Below are 22,715 nucleotides of genomic sequence, written 5' to 3' on the forward strand. Positions count from 1 at the left end.
GGCGCCACTCCTCGATCCCGGCTGTGCCGGCATCATCGTCGTAGGCGCGGGTCACGGGCGCAGCTCGATCGCCGTTTTGCCGATTCGAATCGGCGTTCCGATTGGAACTCGTACCGCAGTCGTCACCTTCGCCCTGTCAAGGTAAGTGCCGTTGGTCGATCCTAGATCCTCGACGTACCACTCCGAGCCCCGCTGAGACAGCCGGGCGTGCCGCGTCGAGGCGTAGTCGTCGGTGAGCACCAGCGTGGAGTCGTCAGCCCGTCCGATCAACACCGGCTGCCCGCTCAGGGTGATACGGCCGCCGGCCAGCGCGCCTTCGGTGACCACCAGATAGCGGGCCGCGTGCCGGCGCTGCCGTGAGGGCAGCAGCGTGCTGCGCAACGCCAACCCGCGTCGCACCATGACAGCACCGGTGGGCGCGTAGATGTCGGTCCGAAGGATTCGCAGCACGGACCAGATGAATACCCACAGCAGCATTAAAAATCCGGCGCGCGTCAGCTGCAGTACCAGTCCCTGCATCTGGCGTCCTTTCCGTCCTAGCGTCGCATCTCTGGTGCCCGTGACTCCGAGCACATCGGCTACGTCACGATACTTGGACGGCGGTCGACACGGGGCGAAGCACGGCAGCGTTAAGCCCAGTGGCTTAGTGGATCCGGACGATGATCTCCGAGTGGCCCAAGCGGATCACGTCGCCGTCGGCCAGCTGCCACTCCTGGATCGGTGCGTTGTTCACCGTAGTGCCGTTGGTCGAGTTCAGATCCGACAGCAGCGCGACCTGCCCGTCCCAGCGGATCTCGAGATGGCGGCGTGACACGCCGGTGTCGGGCAACCGGAACTGGGCGTCTTGGCCGCGGCCCACGATGTTGGAGCCCTCACGCAGCTGGTAGGTGCGGCCGCTGCCGTCGTCGAGCTGCAGGGTGATCGTGGTGCCGCCGGCACCGTAGCCACCCTGGCCGTAGCCGCCGTAGCCACCCGCCTGCTGGGCGTAGTCGGCGGGCTGGCCGTAGTCGGCCTGCTGACCGTAATCCGCTTGCTGGCCGTAGTCCGCCTGCTGGCCGTACTCGTACTCGGGGCTGGCGGCCTCGGGGTAGCCGCCGGCTTGACCGCCGTACGTGCCGCCCTGCGCGTGCTCCGAGTACTGGGTGTACTCGGAGGAGCCGTAGTCCTGGCGGCCGTAACCGCCGCCCTGCTGGTAGCCCTGGTCGTACCCGCCGCCTTGCTCGGGGTATCCGGGACGCTGCTCCGGCGGGGCGTAACCGCCTTCGTCCTGGCGGGCCGGACCGCGACCGTAATCGCCGTAGCCGCCGTAGCCCTGTTGACCGCCGCCCTGCTGACCGCCGGGCGGGCCGTAGCCGCCACCTTGGCGGTAGCCCTGCTCGTAGCCCTGGCCGCCGTAGCCTCCGGGTGCGGGCGGTCGCTGTTCGTACGACTGCGGGTGGCCGCCCTGTCCCTGCTCGGGATAGCCGCGCTGGTCTGGGTAGCCCTGCTGTGGGGGGTAGCCGCCCTGACCCTGTTGTTCGGGGTAACCCCGCTGGTCCGGGTAGCCACCCTGTTCGGGGTAGCCCTGCTGTGGGGGGTAGCCGCCCTGCTCGGGGTAGCCGCCCTGCTCCGGATGCCGGGGTGGCGGGTAGCCCTGCTGAGGGGGGTAGCCGCCCTGCTCGGGTGGATAGCCACCCCGCTGCTCGGGTGTCCCCTGCGGGTCCGGGCCACCGCGCGCGTCGTCCTGCGGGCGCCCATAGCGGTCGTCGTAGTATTCGTCGCCGGATCGACCCGGCCCCTGAGCCCCGCGGTAGCCAGAATTGTCAGTCATTGGTGCTACTCCTCGTTCTTCGCCGAACGCATTATTTGATTGTGGCCGGACGGGGTCGTCGACCGTCGGGCGGGGCTGGACATCGGGGTTGACAGCACCACGGGCGCGGTACTGGCCGGTGTGCAGGTTCGACGACTGCTCGAACCGAACGACCACCTCACCATACGTTTGCCACCCCTGTTCGTGGATGTAGTCAGCCAAGTACCTCGCGAAAGCGCTCGACGTGAGATCCGGATCGGTGCCCACCTTCTCGAAGTCGTGCATACCGAGGGTAATGATGTATTCGTTGGGGGCCAAAAGGCGGTTTCCGTGGAGCTTCTGGACTCCGTCACGCGCTTCGCGGCACAACAGGGCTTCGACCTCTTGCGGAACAATCGATCCACCGAATACCCGCGCGAAGGCATTGTCTACCGTCGCCTCGAGTTTGCGCTCGATCCGCGCGACCAGCCCCCGTTGGCTACTCATGTCCTACCGTTCGCATGCACTTGCCATGAGGTATTGCCGCTGGACGGCAAACGAATCACCTCGGACTGGATCACTCCCGCATGGTATCGGGACATCGTGTCGCCGCGGCACTTTCGAAATCGTGAGAACCGGATCGTCCCAGCTCAGAGCCATGCCGACCGACGGGGGCACCCGGTAGACGGCTTCCGGGCCCGCTGCGGCGGTTCGGGAATCGGGCCATTAGAGTGATATGGTCCATCGGTCGTTTTTCCGGGCGAGTGGCGGAATGGCAGACGCGCTGGCTTCAGGTGCCAGTGTCCTTCGGGACGTGGGGGTTCAAGTCCCCCTTCGCCCACACTGAGCGGTTCTACGAAAGTCACGGCCTCGATAGAGGTCGTGACTTTCGTGTCTGGTGGGCGGAGCGGCGGAGCGCTGACGACGTAGAGCCGGGCGCCAAGGTCGAGGACAAGACGGCCCGATTGCAGGCTGATGTCAATCGCCTCGCCGCGATGCTGAACGCGCGGCCAATCGAGGTTGGCGTCGTGTTGAAGAATGATGACCGCAACATCTACATCGATCACGACGGCTGGTATCACTACGACTACCGGGAGCGCGGTAGGCAAAAGTCGGCTCACAGTTGGCGCCGAATGTCGCCAAGATGGTGCTGCATTTCGTGTGCGGTGTGTACCGCGACCCAGCGCAACGACCGCGGGCCGGTCTCGGGGTAGTGATAGACCACCGTGCGGTCCCAGTCGCTGGCTGAGAGCCGGACCAACGCATTGCTGAACAGCGTCGCGGCGTCGGTGAGCTGGCGAGCGACCCGGGTCGGGTCCTGCTCGTTGTATCCGTCGTGCTCGGCGCGTTCGTCGCGACCCATGGAGGCGCAGTCGGCGCCATTGACCCGCCGGGCAGCGAGCACCCGTTCGCGCTGTACGAGAAGCACATCGCGCAGATGGCAGGCGTATTCCAGCGGCGACCACACTTCGGGTCGTGCACGGCGTCGCACATCGACGTCGTTATTGCACAGGAACGCAACGACTTCGGCGGCCCCGGCGCAGATGTCGTCGCCGGCCGATGCGGCTCGCCGTAGGTCATAGGTGAACCCACATCCCGCGCAGGAGTCTGTCACCGGAATATCATTTTAGACCGCTGCCTGGGCATCAGGTGAAATGGCTAGCCGGGCGAGGTCAACACCGCGGCTTCGGAAGTTGCTGTGGCCGTTGATAACTAGGCCGGGCGTGGTCGCGGATCACAGGGATGCGAGCAGGCCGCAACCACCCGATCCTCTCATGCTTCGGCCGGTCGTTGCCAGCGTTCTGGCCATCGACCCCGTGTGCCAACGGATTATGCTCGATCCCGACCACCGCAACACCACCGTCCGTCGGCCCTGCGAGTTCCTGCGTTGCGAATTCCGCGGCGAACACAGCCTGCCGAATCGCCGGACGGCGCTTTACGCGCTGGAGCGGCCGACGCCCGAACACGCACACAATGCGTAGTGAATTGACCGGTGCGTCCGCATTAGTACCCATATGGGCAACTCAGGAGGGTTGGAAATGCACATCGCGTCATACGCCTTTCCGGTGCGAACACATGTCAAGCTATCCGCGGTGAGATGCGTAGCGCCGGTGAGACTTCGACGGTGTCATGGGACTTCCCCATATAGATGAGAAGGCGCTGGTCGCCGAAGCCGGCGGCGACCCCTGGGCGATCAATGCAAGCTTGCAGGCCGGCAGCCCACTGCAGATTTCCAATCTAGCCGGTGCCTTTCATCGCGCGGGCCGATGCACCGCGGAGTCCGAGAATGCCTTCCAGCAAGCCCGCACCCGCTTCGAAGCCGCCTGGAATCACCAGGATGGCGGCCATCCGATGAATGACTCCGAAGAAGTGCAGCGGGTGGTGAAGTCTTTGGGAGCGCAGTCACTGCAGCTACCCAAAAACGGGGCGGACCTCGAGAACATCGCCACGGCGTTGGCCGACGCACAAAAGGCGGGCGCAGCGCGGACCGCCACCTTGGATGCGCAGCTGAAGAGCATCTCCGACTCGGTCGTCCAGGCCGTCAATCTTTTGAACAACGACAAGAGCCTCAGCGCGGCGGACAAAGACGCGGTACATGCCTTCATCAACACTTGTGAAGACGATGCCCTTCGCGACACGAAGGCTGTGCTCACCGCACTGCAAGCAATTCGCAACGGCTACGCCGACGGCCTCTTTGTCAAATGCTAGTGTCCGAAATCCGCTGCGGTCGATCGGCAGCTTGGCCTTCCCGTCAATAAAACATTGATTGCTGACCAGTGTGTCACCCGTGAAGTCTCATTCGAAATCGGAACGTAAATAGTGCTAAGAGCGCACCCACCTCGAGATCTCCGGAGTGACCGGGTCGGTGATGTCGTCGAATTCGGGATGCTTCTTGAGCACCGTGCCGATCATCGAGCACACCGGGACAATGCGCTTGCCCTCATCCCGCGCCTCGTTGAGCGCCTCCTCGACGAGGATGGTCGCAAGCCCTCGTCCGCCAAACGCCGGATCGATTTCGGTGTGGTAGAAGACGCGCTGATCGCCGCGGTCGGCGAAATCTGCCAGCCCAACCGTCTTACCGTCGACAGAAATCGTGTACTTCCCGTCCTGAAGGCTGACCGTGGCTTCCGCGCCGGTCTTATCGGTTGTCATCTGTGCTTCCCTTTCTTTGCGGTGTGGGTCGTAGTCGCAGCCGAGCGGTCGGCAACGGTGGGGCGGGCAACCAGGGGCGCGGGCGTGTAATGGGCGAAGTCCCGTATCCGGCGCGAAGGCGCGGGTCTTTCTCGGTGAGCTGTAGGCGTCCAGCTGTTGTGAAGCGGCGCAGGCAACTTCGGCCGGCGCGACTTCAAGGTTGCTCATCGTCTACCCTTCGTCGCCGGGCCCTCATGCGGCGCCGTCAACAGCGACGGTACCCGGCGCACCTACTTGCGTGGGGGCCGCAGCACCTTCATGGCCAGCCGCATGACGGGCTCGGGCACGCGATCTTGCATCGACAGGGCGGTGTCGGCAACCCGCGATCGCAGCGGGGTGCCCCGCCCGAACACCCGGTTCAGGGCTCCCCCGGACGGCTCGAGCACGACATGCAGCGGCGGTGTGCCGACCGCGGCACCCAGCGCGTTGGAGATGACCATCCGTTGGATCTCGCTGGTTCCCTCAAAGATGGTGTACAGCTTGGCATCCCGATACCATTTCTCCACCGGATGATCGGTGATGTAACCCCAGCCACCCATGGTCTGGATAGCGCGCTCGGTGGCCTTGACCGCGACTTCGCTGGCGGCCATCTTCGACATCGAGCCCTCGCCGCGTTCGAAGGGAACATTGTTGGCCGCCATCCACGACGCGCGCCAGGTGAGCAGCCGCGCGGCGTCGATCTGGGTGGCCAGTTCCGCCAACGGAAAGGCGATGCCCTGGTTGTCGATGATGGGTCCGCCGAAGGCCTCGCGCTCGGTGGCGTACGCCGTCGCATACTCGAGCGCGGCGCGCGCGATGCCGATGGCCTGGGCGGCGACCATGGGTCGAGTCTGCTCGAAGGTCCCCAATGTTGCTGAGCCGGACCGCTTCCCGCCCGCCACGACTTCCCTGGCCTTGGCCAATTTATGTTCCAGCTTTTCCTGTCCGCCAAGCAGATTGGCGCCCGGAACGCGCACACCTTCGAAGAGCAACTCGGCCGTATGAGACGCCCGACAGCCAAGCTTGTCCAGTTTCCGCACCAGCTTGAGCCCGGGGGTACCGCCCGGCACCACGAACAGCGCCTGACCGCGATGGCCAAGCTCCTCGTCGACCACAGCGTTGACCACGTGCACGTTGGCGATGCCGCCGTTGCCGATCCACATCTTGTGGCCGTCGATGATCCAGTCGTCACCGTCGCGGCGCGCGTGGGTACGCAGGTTACGCACGTCGCTGCCGCCCTCCGGCTCGGAGATGGCCAGGGCGGCGAGCTTGAGATCCCCTGGCGTGCCGAAACATTCGGGCGCCCACTCCAGCATCTGCTCCGGCGAAGCGGCCTGGCCGATCGCCGACAGTGCCAGCGCCGGCATGACGATGGCCAAGCCGATCCCGGCGCAACCCCAGAACAGCTCCTCCATAAACATCGGTAGCGAGATGCCTGTCGGATCACCGATCAGATCGCGGTAGAACAGCGGGCTGTAGAAACCGCGCTGGGCCGCCTCCTCCAGCACGGCCCACGGGAATTCCTGTCGCTGGTCGTAGTCGAGAGCTACTGGGCGTACTACGGATTCGGCGAACTCGTGCGTGCGCCGGGCCAGGTCGTGTTGTGCTGCCGTCGGGGTCAGGTCGAACGTCATGGGTGCGCCTCTAGGTCGACAGACTGGTCTTGCCGACCCCGACTACCCCGTTGACCGGCTCAGCAAACTGCCGCCCCGGCCTTCGGCGAAGGTCAGGCAGCCGAACGGGGTTTGACTTGCGCCAGCGGCAGGTGCAGCACGACCGCGGCCACCCCGACCGACTCGTGCTCGTGACGTGCCAGCAGCGCCGCGTTCTCGGGCAGCTGTCGGGCATTGATCTCGCCGGCGGCGATACGCCGCAGGACGTCGTGTGCGTGAGCGAGCTGGTCACGCTTGCGGTACTGGCCACCCGGCAGCTTGACGCCGGCCCAGACGCCGTACTCCTCACGATGCGCGATGGCGTGTGCGGCGCAGCGGCGCTGCTGTGCCAACGGGCAGCGGCGCAGGCATTGGATGCGTGCCTCGGTGGCCGACCGCTCGTATGCGCGCGCCTTCGCGGCGCCGTCACCACCGTCGTCATCGGGGTAGCCGAACCAAAGTTCCGGGTTGGCTGCGCAGGGGTGTGCCATGTCGGTCTCCTTGTCAAGCGTGAAACGTAGGCAAAAGCGTATACAGAGCAAGCCGCCCGACGCAAGAGAAACGTGACAGAAACGTATATAACGATATCGGAGGCGGCGGCTGTGTAATATCCGGCCCATGGCCGGAGCGTGCGGTGACCCGTGAATCGGCCGGCGCGGCGATCCGCGCCTTGCGGGAATCACGCGATTGGTCGCTGGCCGACCTCGCCGCCGCGACCGGGGTCAGCATCATGGGTCTCAGCTTTCTCGAGCGTGGAGCCCGCAAGCCGCACAAAAGCACAGTTCAGAAGATTGAAAACGGCCTAGGCCTGCCGCCAGGCACCTACTCGCGGCTGTTGGTGGCCGCAGATCCGGACGCCGAGCTGGCCCGTCTGGTGGCCGCGCAGCCTCCGGCCCCCATGCCCGCGCGGCGCACCGGACCGGTGGTGGTCGACCGTCACAGCGACACAGAAGTGCTGGAAGGCTATGCCGAAGCACAGCTTGATGCCCTCAAATCCGTCATCGATCGGCTGCCTGCGACAACATCAAACGAATATGAGACGTATATTCTGTCTGTGATCGCGCAATGCGTGAAGGCCGAGATGCTCGCCGCCAGCTCCTGGCGGGTGGCCGTGAACGCCGGCGCCGACTCGACGGACCGGCTGATGGAGCACCTGCAAGCCTTGGAGGCGACGCGCACGGCGCTGCTGAAGCGGATGCCCAGCAGCCTGAGCGCCCGCTTCGACCGGGCATGCGCACAGTCGTCGTTGCCGGAGACCATCATCGCCGCACTGGTCGGCGTCGACGTCGACGAGATGTGGGACATCCGCAATCGCGGGGTGATCGCGCCGGGTGCTCTCCCCCGCGTACGTGCCTTCACCGATGCGTTCGAGTCGGGCCGACAAGGCGCGGCCCGAGACGACGAGGGGGCATCGTGAGTCAAAGCGAAGTCGAGGCGTTGAGCCGTGCCCATCAACTATTCGCCGGCGGCAGCCGGCCGTCGTCGCTCGTCGCGGACACCGCGCATTACCGCGACGTGTTGCAGCGAGCCGCCCGGCTGAGCGGCAAGCACGTGCACGGCGGATACCAACTCGCGGTGAACCATAGCCGGCAACGCCTCGCCGCGGCGGCCGACACCGACACCGCGGCCACCGACATCATCGCCGGCGCGCATCGCGATCGAGCACAGGCCGGCGACCTGACCCGAAGCGTCCTGAACGCGGCCCTCGCGGATGCCGCCACGAGGCCGGCAACACCATTGGCGCAGCGGGAGGCGATGCGTCGCCGCGCAACTCGCCTGCGTACCCAGCGGGCCCACGTCGTGTCGGCGCGGTTGCGTGCCCGACGTCGCCACGCGGAACTGCTGGCCTTGCGCTATCGGCTCCGGCACGACCGGCGGCTGGGACTATCAGGACTGCGGGGCCTACCGAACGACCGCGCCGCACTGGCGGTGCGCGCCGCACTGTCCCGCCTGGGCCAACCGTATGTATGGGGCGCGACCGGTCCCGACCAGTTCGACTGTTCGGGCCTGGTGCAGTGGAGCTACGCGCAGGCCGGTATTCACCTGGATCGCACCACCTATCAGCAGATCAACGACGGGATCCCGGTGCCCCGCTCTCAGGTGCGACCCGGTGATCTGGTGTTTCCGCACGCCGGCCATGTGCAGCTGGCCATCGGAAACAACCTGGTGGTGGAAGCGCCCTACTCGGGTGCCATGGTGCGAATAAGCCGCCTGGGCAACAACATTGCGATCCGCCGACCGATATGACAAGCCAAGACCGCCCGGCAATGCGGGCACGACGAAAAGGGTGAGCCGATGCCGGAACAACCCGGACCTTCGTTAGAGGCCGTCGAGGCGCGTCAGTCGGCGCTGGCAAGTCAGCACGGCGCCGCGTCGGAAGCCGACCGTGTGCTGAACGAAGTGCTGACCAGCGCTCACGAGGCGGCGCGCGAGAGCGTCAGGCGACTGGACTCCATCGCCGAGCAGATCGACCGCGCGACCGTGAACCAGGCGGATCTTGCCCTCGATACGCCCATGGGGGCGCGCGAGTTTCAGAAGTTCCTCATGGCCAAGCAACGTGAGATCGCGTCGGTAGTGGCTCAGGCCCGCGAATTCGATCACGCGAAAAAGGCCGTGTTGCAGAGCCTTCAAGCCCAGTACGCCGCCGATAGCGGCTAGCGGGAACTAGTCCACACCGTGCAAACCAGTGAATTGTCGGCAGCTATGCGCCTGAGTACAGTCGCCGGACATGGAGGGGTCGCGCCATTTCTCGCAGCAGCGTCCACGCAGGCTGCAGCGCCGCCTACCCTTCTGATGTCGGCGTATGACGACCTGCTTGCCGCGGTCAAATACGTCCGAGATCGCACCGGTGATCAGAACGCATGGCAAGCGGGATTGGCGCCGGCCGAAATCAACGCCGTGATCACCCCCACCACCCGCCCCGAACAACTCGAGGCAATCCTGCGCAAGATCCACCAACAGCACCCCGGCGTCTTCGGAGCCGCAACAACGGCCGACCCGTCCGCAACGCACCCGTCCGCTGAAACCGCGCCGCAACCCGATGGCGAGACCGGCGCTGCGGCGGACGCCATCGCCAACGCCGAAGCCGCTCTCGCGCAACAGAACTCAGCGAGCTCGCAGCTGGACATGCAGGTGGTCTCGGCGATCCTGAACGCGCACCTGCGTGCGGTCGACGGCAGGGAAGCCCTCACCAAACTGCAACACGAAACCGAAGCCGCGGTACGGAGCAGATCGGACCTCGATACCCCGGCGGGCGCACGCGATTTCCAGCGGTTCCTCATCGGCAAGCTCCGAGACATTCGCGCGGTCGTCCTCGGCGCCAGCCTGGATGACACGTCGAAGTCAGCGCTGATGGCGGCCTGGACGTCGCTGTACGACGCCTCCAAAGGCGAACAGGATCCCCACGGCGAACAGCCGCGAGCCGCGGTGCCCGTCGGTGATACACCCGCGGTCGACGCGACCGACGATCTCGATACCGAATGGGATCCGTTGCTGGACTCCTTTTTGGCCGACGACAACGGGCTGCTCTCGGGGGATGCGTCCGGGCCCGATCCGATCGCGGGCGCCGCCATGCCGCCCCCGTTGCCACCGCCGATGGCGCCCGCCATGCCCAGCTTTGGTGGCGGTTCACTTCCGGGGCTTGGTTCCACCGGCGGCTGGGAAGCGCCCGGCGGCCTTCCGCTCGCCGGACTGCAAGGCGGCGACGGAACCGATCCCGCTGTCGACGAACTGGCCGACGAGGAGCTGCCGGACGCCCAAGACCAGGACCCGAGTGCACACGACCTTTCGACCGACGCCGGCGACGGGCCCACCGACCAGCAGGGCACACCCGACGAGCCGCCGGTCGGTCCGACGCCGGTGACCTTGCCCGACGGGGAAACAGCGACAGCCGCCACCCCGCAATTGGCGGCGGCGATCACGGCCGCCGTCGGCGGCACCCCGATAGCGGAAGCCTTCCAACAGCAGGGCATGACGATTCCCCCACCGGGAACCGCCGTTCCCAACCCCGTCGATTCCCTGCGGTTGAGTCCCGGCGATATCGGTATGTTCACCGACCGACACGCCCTCGCCCTTGGCCCTGGCAAGGCGCTTCTCGACGGCCAAATTCAACACATCGCCACCGTGAGCGGGCCGAGCTTCCTAGGCTGGGAGCATCCGCCGGCGGCGACCGCGGCAATGACGCCGGCCAAGCCTGACCCACCGACACCTACCCGGCCGGCGACCTCGTCGACCACCTGACAGAAATGAACTCGCCGGCAAAACCGGCGGGAGTAAACGGGAGAAGCGGATGGCAGATTCGATTCATATAGTGCCTGCGCACCTGCGTCAGGCTGCCGCGCACCACCAGGACACATCGGAGTATTTGCGTACCGTGCCGTCGTCGCACGCCGCCATCCAAGAGAGCCTCGATTCGCTGGGGCCGATCTTCAGTGAATTGCGCGACGCGGGCCGTGAGCTGTTGGAACTTCGACGTCAGTGTTATGAGCAGCAAGCTGCTGACCACGCCGATCTGGCCGACAAGTTGACCGCTTCGGCGACGATGTGGGAACAGCACGAGCAGGAGGCGGCAGGTAAGTTCGGCGACATCGTCGACCGCGGTCGATGACCGACGCGAATCCCGCTTTTGACACTGTTCACCCGAGTGGACACATCCTTGTCCGCTCTTGCCGCGGCGGTTATATGCACAGCGTCGCGCTGAGCGAAGAGGCGATGGAAACCGACGCCGAGACGCTGGCGCAGGGCATCCTGCTGACCGCCGACGTGTCGTGCCTCAAAGCGTTGCTGGAAATTCGTGAGGAGATCGTCGCGGCCGGGCATACCCCCTCCGCGGAGGTCCCGACCCCCCGCGATCTGGATGCGGCGATTGAGAAGTTGCTGGCGCACAAATTGCGGCGGCGTAACGGCGCGCGGTAGTCGAATGTCAGGGCAGCTGCCGGCCTAGCGCAGCCACGGCTTGGCTGCGTTGGGATCGGGAGCGATTCCGGTCGGCGGTTCTACCGGATTGGGGCCGAACAACTCTCGCGCGCGAGCGAGCAAGGTGCGCACCTCGTCGAGTTGCTGCTGCAGTGCAGAATCAGCCATGTCCTCACGCTACCCAGGGCCTCGCGACCGCACAATTCACTGACCGCACAAGTCGCCCGCCAGGTCCCGGTACGCTTAGCCGGTGGCGGTCTTCGGTCGGATGTCGGCGCGCCAACGCCTCCGGAGAGCTACCCGGGAATCACTGGCGACCCCGGCTTTCAGCTCCCCTGTCGACTGCACCCCGTGGGTGACAGGCGGGTTGTGGCCTGCCGAATTGTCGACGATCACGGCCGAAACTGCCACTCTCGCTGAGTATCTCAAGGCCGACCTGGAGCGAATTGCTCACGCCGCCAATGATCAGTTGAAGTTGCTCAAGCGAGCGGGAATGACCGACCTATCCCGCCAGGCGGCAGAGGCGCGCGTCATCGACGAGGCTCGCGGCCGCGCCGTGCGCCGAGTCGAATCGACGATTCGTTACCTGCATGCGGTGCAGAGCGGAGCCCAAACGCCCCCTGCTCCCCCACCGAGGGTCGAGCCGTCCAGGGCCGACCTGGAAAAAACGCAGGTGCTGCCCGCAATCCGCGAGGTCAAGCCCATCGTCGAAGCGCCCGCACCGAGCGCACCCACGCCATCCCCACGTCCGGGCAGGAGACGTCGTCGCCGAGCGGCCGCGCTCGAGCAGGTCGCCGACATCGGCACGCCGCAGGCACCCGAGCAGGAAGCCCCTGCCGACGGCCCCACCCCCATCACCGCCGACGTGTCACATCTCGACGAGACACAAGTCATCCCGGTGGTCAGGGCCGAGCCCGTTTCGCCGCTGCCCGAGCCGGCTCCGGATCAGGCCGATTCCGGTCGCCACCACGCGATCGTCGAGCCGGCCGTCGTCGAGCCGGACGCCGTCGAGGACGAGCCCACCGCCGCCGCCGAGGGGTCCCATCTCGAGGAGACGCAGGTCATTCCCGTGGTCACCCCGGCGATGTTCGAGGCGCCGACGCAGCGTGCGCCGGAGTCGACGCCGGATCAGGCCGACTCCGGTTGTCACCGCGTGGTCGTTGACGAGACGGTCGTCGTTAAGGCGGAGCCGCAGGTGGTCCCGCCGGAAGCCGTGGCCGACGCCACGCCCGCCGCCGCCGACGTCACCCCTGCCGCCGCCGAGAACGCCACCCGCGCCGCGGCCGAAGCCGAAACCGCCGCCTTCCCCGCCGCCCGGCCGCGCAGCGAAAAGCCTTTGACCACAACAGGATTGGACAACGCACGGCTGAACAGGCTGCTCGAATTCGTGGTCCGGCAGGAGCCACGCGTGAATTGGGCGATCGGAGATCGCGCTGACGGCACGACGGTACTGGTCACCGATCTGGCGCACGGATGGATACCCTCAGGCATCACCCTTCCGGCCGGCGTGCGCTTGTTGGAACCCGAGCGTCGCACCGGCGGGGTCGCCACACTGATCGGCGAAACGGCGCGTGTCGTCACTTACGCTCCCGGCGATTCGTTGCATCGCTCGGTGGATTTCGCCGCGACAACGTCGTCGGTCGAGCCCCGCGCGCTGCCCGCGATCGAGGATTTGGCGAGCGTGCTGAGTGCGGCCACATGTGGGCGTGACGATCTGCCCAAGATCGTGCCGAGGCTGGCACAAGCCGCCGCCGCGGGAACGTTTGTCGTCGACCAGGAGGTCGACGTGCTGCGGGTACATCTCGATACCGCGCGCTACCAGCTGCTCGTGCAGTATCCAAACGTCAATCCCGCGCTCCTGCTCAAGTGCTTATTGATGGCCGCCACCGAGGGCATCGCCAGCGGAGACGCGGTGTCGGCGAACTACCACCTCGCCTGGTATCAAAAGCTCGCCGGGTGAGCGCCCAACAAGTTGGGCGCAAACCTGCTCGCGTGTGAATTGACGCTGGTCGGAGGGGTCGACGATACTGGCATGGTGGCGGGTTCGGGCAGTCGCGCGAATCTCAGCGAGAAGGATCTCGTCGAATCGGTTCTTCGGGAACTGAGCGAGGCGGCCGACAAGTGGGAAGCCCTGGTAGCGCAGGCCGAGGCCGTCACCTACAGCGTCGACCTGGGCGACATTCACGCGGTGGCGAATTCCGACGGCCGGTTGCTGGAACTGACTTTGCATCCCGGGGTGATCACCGGATACGGCCACGGCGAGTTGGCCGAAAGACTGAACCTCGCGATCACCGCGCTGCGCGAGGAGGCCGAGGCCGAGAACCGGGCGAGCTACGGCGGCCCGCTGCACTGACGGCCGCGTTTCACGCGCTCATCGACCGGTGCTTGGACCGGGTGGGCCCCGGCTCTCTTCGCGCGTTCGTCGCGCTCATCGACCGGTGCTTGGACCGGGTGGGCCCCGGCTCTCTTCGCGCGTTCGTCGCGCTCATCGACCGGTGCCGGGAGGCCCGGCGAAAGCCTGCGCGATCTCCAGCCAGCGCTGGGCGTCGGCCCCATGCGCGGTGATGTTGAGGGCGCTGAGCGGGCGGCGCTGAGTGACCAGAAAGCAGAAGTCTTCGGCGGAACCGCTGACTCGCTGGGCCGCGTCGGGTGATCCCCAGCTCCACGTGTCGCCGCTGGGTCCGCGCAGCTCGACGAGGAACGGCTCGGCCGGTGGCTCCAGATTGTTCACGAAAAACGCGTAGTCGCGGGTGCGCACCCCTAGATGGGCGATCGACCGGAGCCGGTCGGTGGCCACCCTCTTGACCCCCAACGCGTCGGCGACGTCCAGCCCGTGGGCCCACGTTTCCATCAACCGCGCGGTAGCCATTGACGCTGCACTCATCGGCGGCCCGAACCAGGGAAGTTTGCGCCCGGCGGGAACCAACAGCAGTTCGTCGTGCAATCGGGCGCGCGTGGCCCGCCAATCGGCCAGCAGTTCGGCCGGCGCCAGAGCCGCCAACTCTTCGGCGCCCGCGTCGACGAAGCCGGTCGGGTCGGCCGCGGCGGCCTTGAGCTCTTCGGCGAAGCCGGCCTCATCGGTGACCGAGGTCAGCGCGACCCGGTCGGTCCACCACAGGTGGCCGATCTGGTGGGCGATGGTCCAGCCGGGCGCGGGCGTCGGATCGGCCCAGCGTTCGGCCGGCAACGGCGCAACCAGGGCGTCAAGCTCATCGCTTTCGGCCCGTAGGTCCGCCACGATCGGTTCGAGACCCGCCATCATCGCCTCCGCTCGTCGGTTGCGCCCGCCGGGTAACGATTATTCGCCTGCTCCGTGCGCCGGCCCAGGAAGCTGTGCATGGCCAGGCCGACCAGGTACAGCCCCGACCCGAACAGCGCGAATGCGGGTGCGTGCCCGTCGTCGGGAATCAAGATGGCGGCCACCGTGATTGAGACGATGAACGCGACCCAGAACAGTGCGTCCTGTACGGCGAACACATGCCCGCGAAGAGCGTCGTCGACGTCCATCTGGATCGCGGTGTCGGCGCAAAGCTTGACCATCTGGCCGGTGACGCCGAGCAAAAAGCCGCACGCGACCATGACCGGGAGCAGCAGCTCGGCGCCGGCGACCTCGATGATGGCCGACGCCGCCAACGCACCGTTGGCCGTCGCGTAACGGCCCCATCGGCGGATCGCCGGCGGTGTCAGGACATTGGCCAAAAACGCGCCCAGCCCCGCGGCGCCGAAGAACAGTAACGCGGTGCCGAATCCCCCACCCTCGAGGTTGGGCATGTGATGGACCAGCAACAAGACCAGCAACGAGTTGATGCCGACGACCATCCGGTGGGTGGCCAACCCGGACAGGGTGGCGGCGACCGTGGGACGCTGCGCCACCGTCCGCGCGCCGTGCAGCCAGCCGGTGATCACCGCGTAGATGACCGGTCCGTGGATCGCTCGCCAGGTGTCGTCGGGGCCCAACGCCCGGGCACCGAATCGCCACGACAACAGCAACGCGATCGACACGGGAACCGCGGTGAGGAACACGATCGCCGAGGCGCCCTTGTCGCTGGCCCCGAAGATGAACCGGGGCACCAGCATGAAGTTTGCGCCGAAGAACGCTGCGATAGCTCCGGACGCGGTGGCGACCGAGTTCATCGTCACCACTTGCTCCCGCGGAACCACGTGCGGCAGCGACGCCGACAGCCCGGATCCGACGAACCGGGACAGCCCGTTGGCGAACAGGGCCCCCAGCAATAGCGGCAAGTCGCCGGCCCGCACCGCGAGGATCGTGCCGATCGCGGCGAACAGGATCAGCCGACCCACGTTGGCACCGACGAGCACCAGGCGCCGATCCCAACGGTCCATCAGTGCACCGGCGAAAGGTCCCAACAGCGAATACGGCAAGAACAGAACCGTGAAGGCGCGCGCGATGGACATCGGATCGGCAGCCCGATCCGGGTTGAACAGCAGCGCCCCGGCCAGCGCCGCCTGGAACAAACCGTCGCCGAACTGGCTCGCCACCCGCACCTGCAGCAGCCGCCAGAAATCTGGCAAAGCGCGCACCGACCGCCAGACTTCGACGGGTGCGCTGGACTGCATCCGAGTTGGAATCACGAAACCGACTTCCACGATTGGGGTTGGCAAAGCTCGCGCGGTCAAAGCCATCCCAATAACAGTACAAATCTTCGCGGCCCACCCCGTCGATTGCCCTGGGGCGACCGGGCACCGGATGCGATGATGGTCTGGTGCCGCCGCCGGAGGACCCAGAGGACTACGTCGCACCCGCCGCGCAACGCGTGCGCGCGGGCACCTTGCTGCTCGCCAACACCGATCTCCTCGAACCGACGTTTCGGCGCAGCGTGATCTACATCGTCGAGCACAACGACGGCGGCACGCTGGGTGTCGTGCTGAACCGCGCCAGCGAAACCGCGGTGTACAACGTGTTGCCACAGTGGACCAAGCTGTCGGCCAAGCCGAAGACGATGTTCATCGGGGGCCCGGTGAAGCGTGACGCCGCGCTGTGCCTGGCGACGCTGCGCATCGGCGCCGACCCGCACGACGCGCCGGGCCTGCGGCACGTGGACGGCCGGGTGGTGATGGTCGATCTGGACGCCGAGCCCGACGTGATCGCGCCGCTGGTCGAAGGGGTGCGGATCTTCGCGGGATACTCGGGCTGGACTATCGGTCAGCTTGAAGGCGAGATCGAACGCGACGATTGGATTGTGTTGTCCGCCTTGCCATCCGACGTGCTAGTCGGACCGAGGTCGGATCTGTGGGGCCAGGTCCTGCGTCGCCAGCCGCTGCCGCTTTCGCTGCTTGCCACCCACCCCATCGACGTCAGCCGAAACTAGGGCCTCTCCCCCAGTTCAGATCAGTGGCACGACTGCGTGCAGCCGGCGCAGCTGCCGGCACACGCGGGCGCCGCCGCCTCCTGGCGCAGCGCGAACCGCGCGCTCTGCCAGGAACCCGCGGCCAGCGTTCCCAGTGCGCCCACGACACAGACGATGAGCACAATCAGCGCGGTAGCCGGGACCGCGGCCATGGCCACCACGCCTCCGGCGGCCAGCATCACCGCGACCGCCAGCTGGGTCGGCGCCATCGCGCGCAGCGCCAATGCAGTGGCGCCGGAACTCCGGTTGTGTGCAAGCGACCAAGTGCCGAACCCCGCCGAGGCCGCCGCCGCACACATGCACAGCACGCCCGCAATCAGCATGCGCTCACAATACGAGCCGGTTTACCGGCGCGCGAATCCGGCTCGGCGGGTGTCGGTGCCGCCGTCGTCAGTGCTGCAGGAACGAGAAGTTCGGGAGCGGGGGCAGGCCCGGCACCATGGCCAGCAGGCTGGGCGTGCGCTGCTGACCCGCCATGGGTGCCTGCGCGGGGAGCCCGACCGGCGCCGCGGGCGAGGTCTGGGCGAGCGGTACGAGCGGGCTTGCGGCCGGTGCCGGGGCGACCGGAGCCGGAGCAACTGGAGCCGCGACCGGCGCCGGGGCAACCGGGGCAGCGACTGGAGCCGGCGCGGTGGGAGCCGGTGCGGGCAGCCCGACCGGAGAGGCAGCGCGCGCCGGGGCGGGCGCACCGGGCGCGCTCACGCGGAACCCGTTGATGATGGCGTCGGTGGCCGGTGCGTCGGCGACGCTCACCGCGCGATCGGTGGTCACCGACAGCGACACGAGATACTTGTCGGGTCCCGACGAGGCGATGACGTGGCGCCGCGACGTGTTGAGCGTCAAGTCACCGTCGCGATAGGTGCCTTCGACGACCGACGACGGGAAGCCACCGAAATCGGCCATCGAGGCGTTGGTGGGCTGCCATGCCAGCAGTTTCTGGCTGTCGACGTAGCCGTGGGTGATGGCCTCTTTCGGATCGAAGGTGCCGACCAGCTTGTACACCACGACCTGGGCGTTCGATGAGTAAATGCTGCTGCCCTGCCGGTCGGCGATGACCGCGAACGCATCGGGCACGTTGGGATCAGGCACCTGGGTCCAGCGCGCGGGCACCGGCAACGTGATGTCGAGTGCCTTGAAGCCCTGGGCCTTCTGGGGTTCGAGCTTCACGCCCTTCGACTGCAGGAATTCGCGGATCGTTCCGGACGTCGCGGGAGCCGGGGCCGGAGCCGCCGGCGTGGCAGCGGCCGGTGCCGTGGTGCCCGGGACGGCGGCGGTGGCCGGCGGGACGATCTGATTGCCGGCCGGCGGGGCCGCGAGGTATCTGCTCGGCGGCACCAGCTCGGGCCCGAGGTTCTGCGGCGCCGGCGCGGGAACCGCGGGGACGGGTGCTGGCGCAGGAGGCAACGGGTCTGCGGATGCCGTGCCGCCCACAACAACCGCCAGGCCCATCAGGCCAGCGACCATACCGCCGAGGAGTGCCCGGTGGACGGGGACGATCTCAATCATCTGCGTCGGTCCTTCCAATGGCTCGGTACCAGAAGCCGTCGATAGTGGCTGACTGTAACTACAGGTCAACGGCGGTGAACAGGCTCGAAACACACCTGGGATGAACCTCTGATCGGTGCGCAATGGAACCGAGATCAACCTGTGGCCGGCGGCCCCGTCGTGTCGGTCCTTATACCCTGTTCAGGTGACCGACTCCCCGACCGCTTCGCCAGCAAGCAACTCTGGCGCCGCCCCGGCCGACTCCGACGCGCCGCCGTATCGCTACACCGCGGCGCTGGCGGGCCGTATCGAAGGCGTGTGGCAGGAGAACTGGGCGAAGCTGGGAACGTTCAACGTGCCCAACCCGGTCGGTTCGCTGGCTCCGCTGGACGGCGCCGCCGTCCCGGACGACAAGTTGTTCGTGCAGGACATGTTTCCTTACCCGTCGGGGGAGGGTCTGCATGTCGGCCACCCGCTGGGCTACATCGCAACAGACGTGTACGCCCGCTACTTCCGGATGACCGGCCGTAACGTGTTGCATGCGTTGGGGTTTGATGCCTTCGGACTGCCCGCAGAGCAGTATGCGGTGCAGACCGGCACCCACCCGCGCACCCGGACCGAGGCCAACGTGGTGAATTTCCGGCGCCAACTGGGGCGCCTGGGCCTCGCCCACGACAGCCGGCGCAGCTTCTCCACCACCGACGTCGAGTTCTACAAGTGGACCCAGTGGATCTTCCTGCAGATCTACAACGCCTGGTTCGACACCGCCGCCAACAAGGCCCGCCCCATCGCCGAGCTGGTCGCCGAATTCGAGTCCGGTGCCCGCGCCCTCGAGGACGGGCGGGACTGGGCCGGCTTGTCGGCGGGGGAGCGGGCCGACGTGATCGACGGCCACCGGCTGGTCTATCGGGCCGACTCGATGGTGAACTGGTGTCCCGGCCTGGGCACCGTGCTGGCCAACGAAGAGGTCACCGCCGACGGCCGCAGCGACCGCGGCAACTTCCCTGTCTTCCGGAAACGATTGCGGCAGTGGATGATGCGGATCACCGCGTACTCCGATCGGCTGCTCGACGACCTCGAGGTGCTGGACTGGCCCGAACCCGTCAAGACCATGCAGCGCAACTGGATCGGCCGATCCACCGGCGCCAAAGCGCTGTTCGCGGCCGCCGGGCGCGACGGCGAGACGGTCGATATCGAGGTGTTCACCACCCGGCCCGACACGTTGTTCGGCGCCACCTACTTGGTGCTGGCGCCCGAGCACGACCTGGTCGACAAGTTGGTGGCGGCCGCCTGGCCGGAGGGCACCGACCCGCGCTGGACGTATGGCGCGGCCACACCCGGTGCGGCCGTTGCCGCCTACCGGCAGGCGATTGGGTCGAAGTCCGACCTCGAGCGCCAGGAAAGCAAAGCGAAGACCGGCGTCTTCTTGGGCAGTTACGCCGCCAATCCCACCAACGGGAAGCCCGTGCCGATCTTCATCGCCGACTATGTGTTGGCCGGATACGGAACCGGGGCGATCATGGCGGTCCCCGGCCACGACCAGCGCGACTGGGACTTCGCCCACGAATTCGGCCTTCCGGTCGTGGAAGTCATTGCCGGCGGCGACATTTCGGAATCCGCCTACGCCGGTGACGGGGTACTGGTCAACTCCGGCTACCTCGACGGATTGGATGTGGCCGCGGCCAAGGAAAAGATCACCGCCCGCTTGGAGGCCGATGGCCGCGGCTGGGCGCGCGTCGAATTCAAGTTGCGCGACTGGCTTTTCGCCCGGCAGCGTTACTGGGGCGAACCGTTCCCCATCGTCTACGACTCAGACGGACGTGCGCATGCACTCGACGAGGCCGCACTGCCGGTCGAGCTGCCCGACGTGCCGGATTACTCGCCGGTGCTGTTCGACCCCGACGACGCCGACAGCGAGCCCTCACCGCCGTTGGCCAAGGCGACGGAGTGGGTGCACGTCGAGCTGGACCTGGGCGACGGCCTGAAGCCCTACAGCCGGGACACCAACGTGATGCCGCAGTGGGCGGGCAGCTCCTGGTATGAACTGCGCTACACCGATCCGCATAATTCGGAAAGGTTCTGCGACAAGGAGAATGAAGCCTACTGGATGGGTCCGCGACCGGCCGAGCACGGGCCGCAGGATCCGGGCGGGGTCGACCTGTACGTCGGCGGCGCCGAGCACGCGGTGCTGCATCTGCTGTATGCGCGGTTCTGGCACAAGGTCCTATACGACCTGGGCCATGTGAGTTCGCGGGAACCTTACCGTCGGCTGGTCAACCAGGGCTACATCCAGGCTTTCGCCTACACCGACGCGCGCGGGTCTTACGTGCCGGCCGAAGAAGTGGTCGAACGCGACGGCCGCTTCGTCTACCCGGGGCCCGGGGGAGAGGTCGAAGTCTTCCAGGAATTCGGGAAAATCGGCAAGAGCCTGAAGAATTCGATCTCGCCCGACGAGATCTGCGACGACTACGGCGCTGACACACTGCGGGTCTACGAGATGTCGATGGGCCCGCTGGAGGCGTCCCGGCCGTGGGCGACCAAGGACGTCGTAGGAGCGCACCGCTTCCTGCAGCGCGTGTGGCGGTTGGTGGTCGACGAGCAGACCGGTGACACCCGCGTGGTCGGCGGGCCCGCACAAGCGTTGGCGACCGGCACGCTTCGAGCGCTGCATCGCACCATCGCCGGTGTCGCGGAAGACTATGCCGCACTGCGCAATAACACCGCCGCGGCCAAACTCATCGAATACACCAATCATCTCACCAAGGAGCACCGTGACGCGGTGCCGCGCGCGGCGGTCGAGCCGCTGGTGTTGATGTTGGCGCCCCTGGCCCCGCACATGGCCGAGGAATTGTGGCTGCGACTGGGCCACGAGACCCCGCTGGCGCACGGTCCGTTCCCGGTCGCCGACCCCGCCTATCTGGTCGATGACACGGTGGAGTACCCGGTGCAGGTGAACGGCAAGGTGCGCGGCCGAGTGCAGGTGGCCGCCGACGCCGATCAGGACACCCTGAAGGCCGCGGCGCTCGCCGATGAAAAGGTTCAGGCGTTCTTGGCGGGGGCAAACCCGCGCAAGGTGATCGTGGTCCCCGGCCGGCTGGTCAATCTGGTTGTGTAGCGGCGCCTAATGCTGGGCGGGCCGCAGCACCACCTCGTGCATGTGACCGTCGGGCGGGGTGGCTACCGCATTGGCGACCGCGGTCGCGACAGTTTCGGGCTTCAAAAACTTGGCGGGGTCGTAGGTGCCGCCCTCGAACTCGACGAGTTCGCGCTGCATGTCGCTGTCGGTCCGGCCCGGATAGATCGTCGTCACCCGCAAATCGGATTCATCGCTGCGCAGCGAATCCGCGAAGGCGCGCAGCGCAAACTTACTTGCCGAGTACGACGCCATACTCCGCGAAGCGTTGCGGCCCGCCCCGGAGTTGATGAACACCACCTGGCCGTGCGCTTGTCGCAGCGCCGGCAACAGCGCCAGCGTGAGTTCCACCGGTCCAAAGACGTTTACCGCGAACGTGGCACGCCATTCGTCGACGTTCGATTCGGCGACACTGCCGGGTATGGACAATCCCGCGTTGTGCACCAGCACGTCGAGTTCGTCCACGATCTCGCAGGCGGCTTCGATGTCCTCGGAGTCGGTGAGGTCCAGCGGAAACGTGGTGGCGCCGAGCCGCTCTGCGACCGCGTCGAGCCGCTCGGATGGTCGGCCGGCCAGCAGCAGGGTGTGCGTGGGGGCCAGCGCTGTGGCGATTGCCGATCCGATACCGCCGCCGGCGCCGGTGATGAGTACATTGGGCATGCCCTGCAGCTTACCGACCGTACCGAGCGGAGACGAAAAGCCTTGCGGTAAAGCTGTTTTCAAGCTTCCTTGCGCGCGGGCGGCACGCCGGCGGGTCCGGACGTCGGGTCGCCGGACGCCAGCCGCTCCAGCGGCGCCAGCGCCTGCATCAGGGTGTTGAGGTCGGACGTCGGGAGCTGGCTCAGCATCGCGGCCAAAGAAGCGCGTCGATTGGCCAGCGATTCACCGTGAACGGCACGCCCCCGCGGGGTGATGTCCACGAGCACCGCACGCAGGTCGGACGGGTCGCGGGAACGCTTGACCAGCCCTATCTTCTCCAGCCGGCGGATCGCCACGGTCGTGGTGGGAGTCCGCACCCGTTCGTGTGCGGCGAGATCGGTCATCCGAATCGGGCCCTGGTCGAGCAACGTGACCAGAATCGACAACTGCGCCAGGGTCAGTTCCCCTGCCGCCACGCCGCTGGGGTCCCCACGGCGAAGAATGGCGAACAATTTGGACAGCGCTCGGTGCAAACCTTCCGCGAGCTCGGCTACCTCGGCCGGGTTCGATTCGCTGTCTGACAT

23 protein-coding genes, 1 tRNA gene and 2 pseudogenes are annotated in these 22,715 nt (G+C 66.8%); 13 read left to right on the forward strand and 13 right to left on the reverse strand.

Annotated elements, in window-relative coordinates:
* Positions 1 to 51: 51 nt before the first annotated feature.
* Positions 52 to 519: an FHA domain-containing protein FhaB/FipA gene (locus G6N50_RS19795; RefSeq protein ID WP_007771646.1), complete on the reverse strand. Its 468-nt coding sequence runs from the start codon at positions 517 to 519 to the stop codon at positions 52 to 54.
* 124 nt (positions 520 to 643) lie between these two features.
* Positions 644 to 2,275: a DUF3662 and FHA domain-containing protein gene (locus G6N50_RS19800; protein WP_083095124.1), complete on the reverse strand. Its 1,632-nt coding sequence runs from the start codon at positions 2,273 to 2,275 to the stop codon at positions 644 to 646.
* 251 nt (positions 2,276 to 2,526) lie between these two features.
* Between G6N50_RS19800 and G6N50_RS19805 the strand changes: the two genes are divergently transcribed.
* A tRNA-Leu gene (locus tag G6N50_RS19805) sits at positions 2,527 to 2,609 on the forward strand.
* Between the two features lie 276 nt (positions 2,610 to 2,885).
* Here the strand turns inward: G6N50_RS19805 and G6N50_RS19810 are convergent.
* Entirely contained in the window at positions 2,886 to 3,389 is a 504-nt protein-coding gene (locus G6N50_RS19810; protein ID WP_083095126.1) for a DinB family protein, read from the reverse strand.
* Between the two features lie 148 nt (positions 3,390 to 3,537).
* On the opposite strand from G6N50_RS19810, the pseudogene G6N50_RS19815 reads away from it, so the two are divergent.
* Positions 3,538 to 3,750, forward strand: a pseudogene (locus tag G6N50_RS19815) (acetyltransferase); the annotation flags it as partial.
* Positions 3,751 to 3,898: 148 nt separating this feature from the next.
* Positions 3,899 to 4,462 (forward strand): annotated as a pseudogene (locus G6N50_RS19820) (putative alpha/beta hydrolase); the annotation flags it as partial.
* Between the two features lie 129 nt (positions 4,463 to 4,591).
* Here G6N50_RS19820 and G6N50_RS19825 read toward each other — a convergent pair.
* From G6N50_RS19825 to G6N50_RS19835, 3 genes are all read right to left on the reverse strand, one after another.
* Positions 4,592 to 4,921 carry a GNAT family N-acetyltransferase gene (locus G6N50_RS19825; protein WP_083095127.1) on the reverse strand — a complete coding sequence of 110 codons (330 nt, stop codon included), beginning with the start codon at positions 4,919 to 4,921 and terminating at the stop codon, positions 4,592 to 4,594.
* Between the two features lie 269 nt (positions 4,922 to 5,190).
* Positions 5,191 to 6,573 (reverse strand): acyl-CoA dehydrogenase family protein, encoded by a 1,383-nt coding sequence (locus tag G6N50_RS19830; protein ID WP_083095128.1) that lies wholly within the window; start codon positions 6,571 to 6,573, stop codon positions 5,191 to 5,193.
* A 92-nt stretch (positions 6,574 to 6,665) separates the two neighbouring features.
* Positions 6,666 to 7,082, reverse strand: a complete 417-nt coding sequence (locus tag G6N50_RS19835; RefSeq protein WP_083095129.1) for a WhiB family transcriptional regulator — start codon at positions 7,080 to 7,082, stop codon at positions 6,666 to 6,668.
* A 143-nt stretch (positions 7,083 to 7,225) separates the two neighbouring features.
* On the opposite strand from G6N50_RS19835, the gene G6N50_RS19840 reads away from it, so the two are divergent.
* The 6 genes from G6N50_RS19840 (at position 7,226) to G6N50_RS19865 (ending at position 11,505) form a co-directional block, all read left to right on the forward strand.
* The gene (locus G6N50_RS19840) at positions 7,226 to 8,008 is read left to right on the forward strand and encodes a helix-turn-helix domain-containing protein (RefSeq protein ID WP_083095130.1); all 783 of its coding nucleotides are present in this window, start codon (positions 7,226 to 7,228) and stop codon (positions 8,006 to 8,008) included.
* Positions 8,005 to 8,838, forward strand: coding sequence for a C40 family peptidase (locus G6N50_RS19845; RefSeq protein WP_083095131.1), 834 nt, complete (start codon positions 8,005 to 8,007; stop codon positions 8,836 to 8,838). Before G6N50_RS19840 ends, G6N50_RS19845 begins: the two co-directional genes overlap by 4 nt.
* A gap of 48 nt (positions 8,839 to 8,886) precedes the next feature.
* Entirely contained in the window at positions 8,887 to 9,249 is a 363-nt protein-coding gene (locus G6N50_RS19850; RefSeq protein WP_083095132.1) for a DUF4226 domain-containing protein, read from the forward strand.
* A 135-nt stretch (positions 9,250 to 9,384) separates the two neighbouring features.
* Entirely contained in the window at positions 9,385 to 10,830 is a 1,446-nt protein-coding gene (locus G6N50_RS19855) for a DUF4226 domain-containing protein (RefSeq protein WP_083095133.1), read from the forward strand.
* Between the two features lie 49 nt (positions 10,831 to 10,879).
* On the forward strand, positions 10,880 to 11,197 hold the full coding sequence (locus tag G6N50_RS19860; protein WP_083095134.1) for an ESX-1 secretion-associated protein: 318 nt from the start codon (positions 10,880 to 10,882) through the stop codon (positions 11,195 to 11,197).
* Entirely contained in the window at positions 11,194 to 11,505 is a 312-nt protein-coding gene (locus G6N50_RS19865; RefSeq protein ID WP_083095135.1) for a DUF2694 family protein, read from the forward strand. Before G6N50_RS19860 ends, G6N50_RS19865 begins: the two co-directional genes overlap by 4 nt.
* Positions 11,506 to 11,529: 24 nt before the next feature.
* On the opposite strand, the gene G6N50_RS28875 is transcribed toward G6N50_RS19865, so the two are convergent.
* Positions 11,530 to 11,673 carry a hypothetical protein gene (locus G6N50_RS28875; protein ID WP_169926959.1) on the reverse strand — a complete coding sequence of 48 codons (144 nt, stop codon included), beginning with the start codon at positions 11,671 to 11,673 and terminating at the stop codon, positions 11,530 to 11,532.
* Positions 11,674 to 11,755: 82 nt separating this feature from the next.
* Here G6N50_RS28875 and G6N50_RS19870 point away from each other — a divergent pair, with 82 nt between their 5' ends.
* A complete protein-coding gene (locus G6N50_RS19870; RefSeq protein ID WP_083095136.1) occupies positions 11,756 to 13,465 on the forward strand; it encodes a DUF5631 domain-containing protein in 1,710 nt (569 codons plus the stop codon).
* Between the two features lie 72 nt (positions 13,466 to 13,537).
* Entirely contained in the window at positions 13,538 to 13,858 is a 321-nt protein-coding gene (locus G6N50_RS19875) for a DUF2710 family protein (protein WP_083095137.1), read from the forward strand.
* A gap of 132 nt (positions 13,859 to 13,990) precedes the next feature.
* Here G6N50_RS19875 and G6N50_RS19880 read toward each other — a convergent pair whose 3' ends face one another.
* Positions 13,991 to 14,764 (reverse strand): TIGR03084 family metal-binding protein, encoded by a 774-nt coding sequence (locus G6N50_RS19880; RefSeq protein WP_083095185.1) that lies wholly within the window; start codon positions 14,762 to 14,764, stop codon positions 13,991 to 13,993.
* Positions 14,764 to 16,083, reverse strand: a complete 1,320-nt coding sequence (locus G6N50_RS19885; RefSeq protein ID WP_083095186.1) for an MFS transporter — start codon at positions 16,081 to 16,083, stop codon at positions 14,764 to 14,766. Before G6N50_RS19885 ends, G6N50_RS19880 begins: the two co-directional genes overlap by 1 nt.
* A gap of 143 nt (positions 16,084 to 16,226) precedes the next feature.
* Here G6N50_RS19885 and G6N50_RS19890 point away from each other — a divergent pair, with 143 nt between their 5' ends.
* The gene (locus G6N50_RS19890; protein ID WP_142275553.1) at positions 16,227 to 16,835 is read left to right on the forward strand and encodes a YqgE/AlgH family protein; all 609 of its coding nucleotides are present in this window, start codon (positions 16,227 to 16,229) and stop codon (positions 16,833 to 16,835) included.
* 20 nt (positions 16,836 to 16,855) lie between these two features.
* Here G6N50_RS19890 and G6N50_RS19895 read toward each other — a convergent pair whose 3' ends face one another.
* Positions 16,856 to 17,197 carry a hypothetical protein gene (locus G6N50_RS19895; RefSeq protein ID WP_083095139.1) on the reverse strand — a complete coding sequence of 114 codons (342 nt, stop codon included), beginning with the start codon at positions 17,195 to 17,197 and terminating at the stop codon, positions 16,856 to 16,858.
* 67 nt (positions 17,198 to 17,264) lie between these two features.
* Positions 17,265 to 18,380, reverse strand: coding sequence for an LpqN/LpqT family lipoprotein (locus G6N50_RS19900; RefSeq protein WP_083095187.1), 1,116 nt, complete (start codon positions 18,378 to 18,380; stop codon positions 17,265 to 17,267).
* 184 nt (positions 18,381 to 18,564) lie between these two features.
* Here G6N50_RS19900 and leuS point away from each other — a divergent pair, with 184 nt between their 5' ends.
* Positions 18,565 to 21,474 (forward strand): leucine--tRNA ligase, encoded by a 2,910-nt coding sequence (gene leuS, locus G6N50_RS19905; RefSeq protein WP_083095140.1) that lies wholly within the window; start codon positions 18,565 to 18,567, stop codon positions 21,472 to 21,474.
* Between the two features lie 6 nt (positions 21,475 to 21,480).
* Here the strand turns inward: leuS and G6N50_RS19910 are convergent, their stop codons facing one another.
* The gene (locus tag G6N50_RS19910; protein ID WP_083095141.1) at positions 21,481 to 22,152 is read right to left on the reverse strand and encodes an SDR family oxidoreductase; all 672 of its coding nucleotides are present in this window, start codon (positions 22,150 to 22,152) and stop codon (positions 21,481 to 21,483) included.
* Positions 22,153 to 22,211: 59 nt separating this feature from the next.
* Positions 22,212 to 22,715, reverse strand: coding sequence for a MarR family winged helix-turn-helix transcriptional regulator (locus tag G6N50_RS19915; protein WP_083095142.1), 504 nt, complete (start codon positions 22,713 to 22,715; stop codon positions 22,212 to 22,214).

The organism is Mycobacterium mantenii, from assembly GCF_010731775.1.
Lineage (GTDB): Bacteria > Actinomycetota > Actinomycetes > Mycobacteriales > Mycobacteriaceae > Mycobacterium > Mycobacterium mantenii.

Excerpts from the sequence above, each read along its gene's own strand:
- G6N50_RS19795 (WP_007771646.1), bottom strand. The coding sequence starts at position 519 with ATGCAGGGACTGGTACTGCAGCTGACGCGCGCCGGATTTTTAATGCTG.
- G6N50_RS19800 (WP_083095124.1), bottom strand. The coding sequence starts at position 2,275 with ATGAGTAGCCAACGGGGGCTGGTCGCGCGGATCGAGCGCAAACTCGAG.
- G6N50_RS19825 (WP_083095127.1), bottom strand. The coding sequence starts at position 4,921 with ATGACAACCGATAAGACCGGCGCGGAAGCCACGGTCAGCCTTCAGGAC.
- G6N50_RS19830 (WP_083095128.1), bottom strand. The coding sequence starts at position 6,573 with ATGACGTTCGACCTGACCCCGACGGCAGCACAACACGACCTGGCCCGG.
- G6N50_RS19835 (WP_083095129.1), bottom strand. The coding sequence starts at position 7,082 with ATGGCACACCCCTGCGCAGCCAACCCGGAACTTTGGTTCGGCTACCCC.
- G6N50_RS19850 (WP_083095132.1), top strand. The coding sequence starts at position 8,887 with ATGCCGGAACAACCCGGACCTTCGTTAGAGGCCGTCGAGGCGCGTCAG.
- G6N50_RS19855 (WP_083095133.1), top strand. The coding sequence starts at position 9,385 with ATGTCGGCGTATGACGACCTGCTTGCCGCGGTCAAATACGTCCGAGAT.
- G6N50_RS19860 (WP_083095134.1), top strand. The coding sequence starts at position 10,880 with ATGGCAGATTCGATTCATATAGTGCCTGCGCACCTGCGTCAGGCTGCC.
- G6N50_RS19865 (WP_083095135.1), top strand. The coding sequence starts at position 11,194 with ATGACCGACGCGAATCCCGCTTTTGACACTGTTCACCCGAGTGGACAC.
- G6N50_RS28875 (WP_169926959.1), bottom strand. The coding sequence starts at position 11,673 with ATGGCTGATTCTGCACTGCAGCAGCAACTCGACGAGGTGCGCACCTTG.
- G6N50_RS19875 (WP_083095137.1), top strand. The coding sequence starts at position 13,538 with ATGGTGGCGGGTTCGGGCAGTCGCGCGAATCTCAGCGAGAAGGATCTC.
- G6N50_RS19880 (WP_083095185.1), bottom strand. The coding sequence starts at position 14,764 with ATGGCGGGTCTCGAACCGATCGTGGCGGACCTACGGGCCGAAAGCGAT.
- G6N50_RS19885 (WP_083095186.1), bottom strand. The coding sequence starts at position 16,083 with ATGCAGTCCAGCGCACCCGTCGAAGTCTGGCGGTCGGTGCGCGCTTTG.
- G6N50_RS19895 (WP_083095139.1), bottom strand. The coding sequence starts at position 17,197 with ATGCTGATTGCGGGCGTGCTGTGCATGTGTGCGGCGGCGGCCTCGGCG.
- G6N50_RS19900 (WP_083095187.1), bottom strand. The coding sequence starts at position 18,380 with ATGATTGAGATCGTCCCCGTCCACCGGGCACTCCTCGGCGGTATGGTC.
- G6N50_RS19910 (WP_083095141.1), bottom strand. The coding sequence starts at position 22,152 with ATGCCCAATGTACTCATCACCGGCGCCGGCGGCGGTATCGGATCGGCA.
- G6N50_RS19915 (WP_083095142.1), bottom strand. The coding sequence starts at position 22,715 with ATGTCAGACAGCGAATCGAACCCGGCCGAGGTAGCCGAGCTCGCGGAA.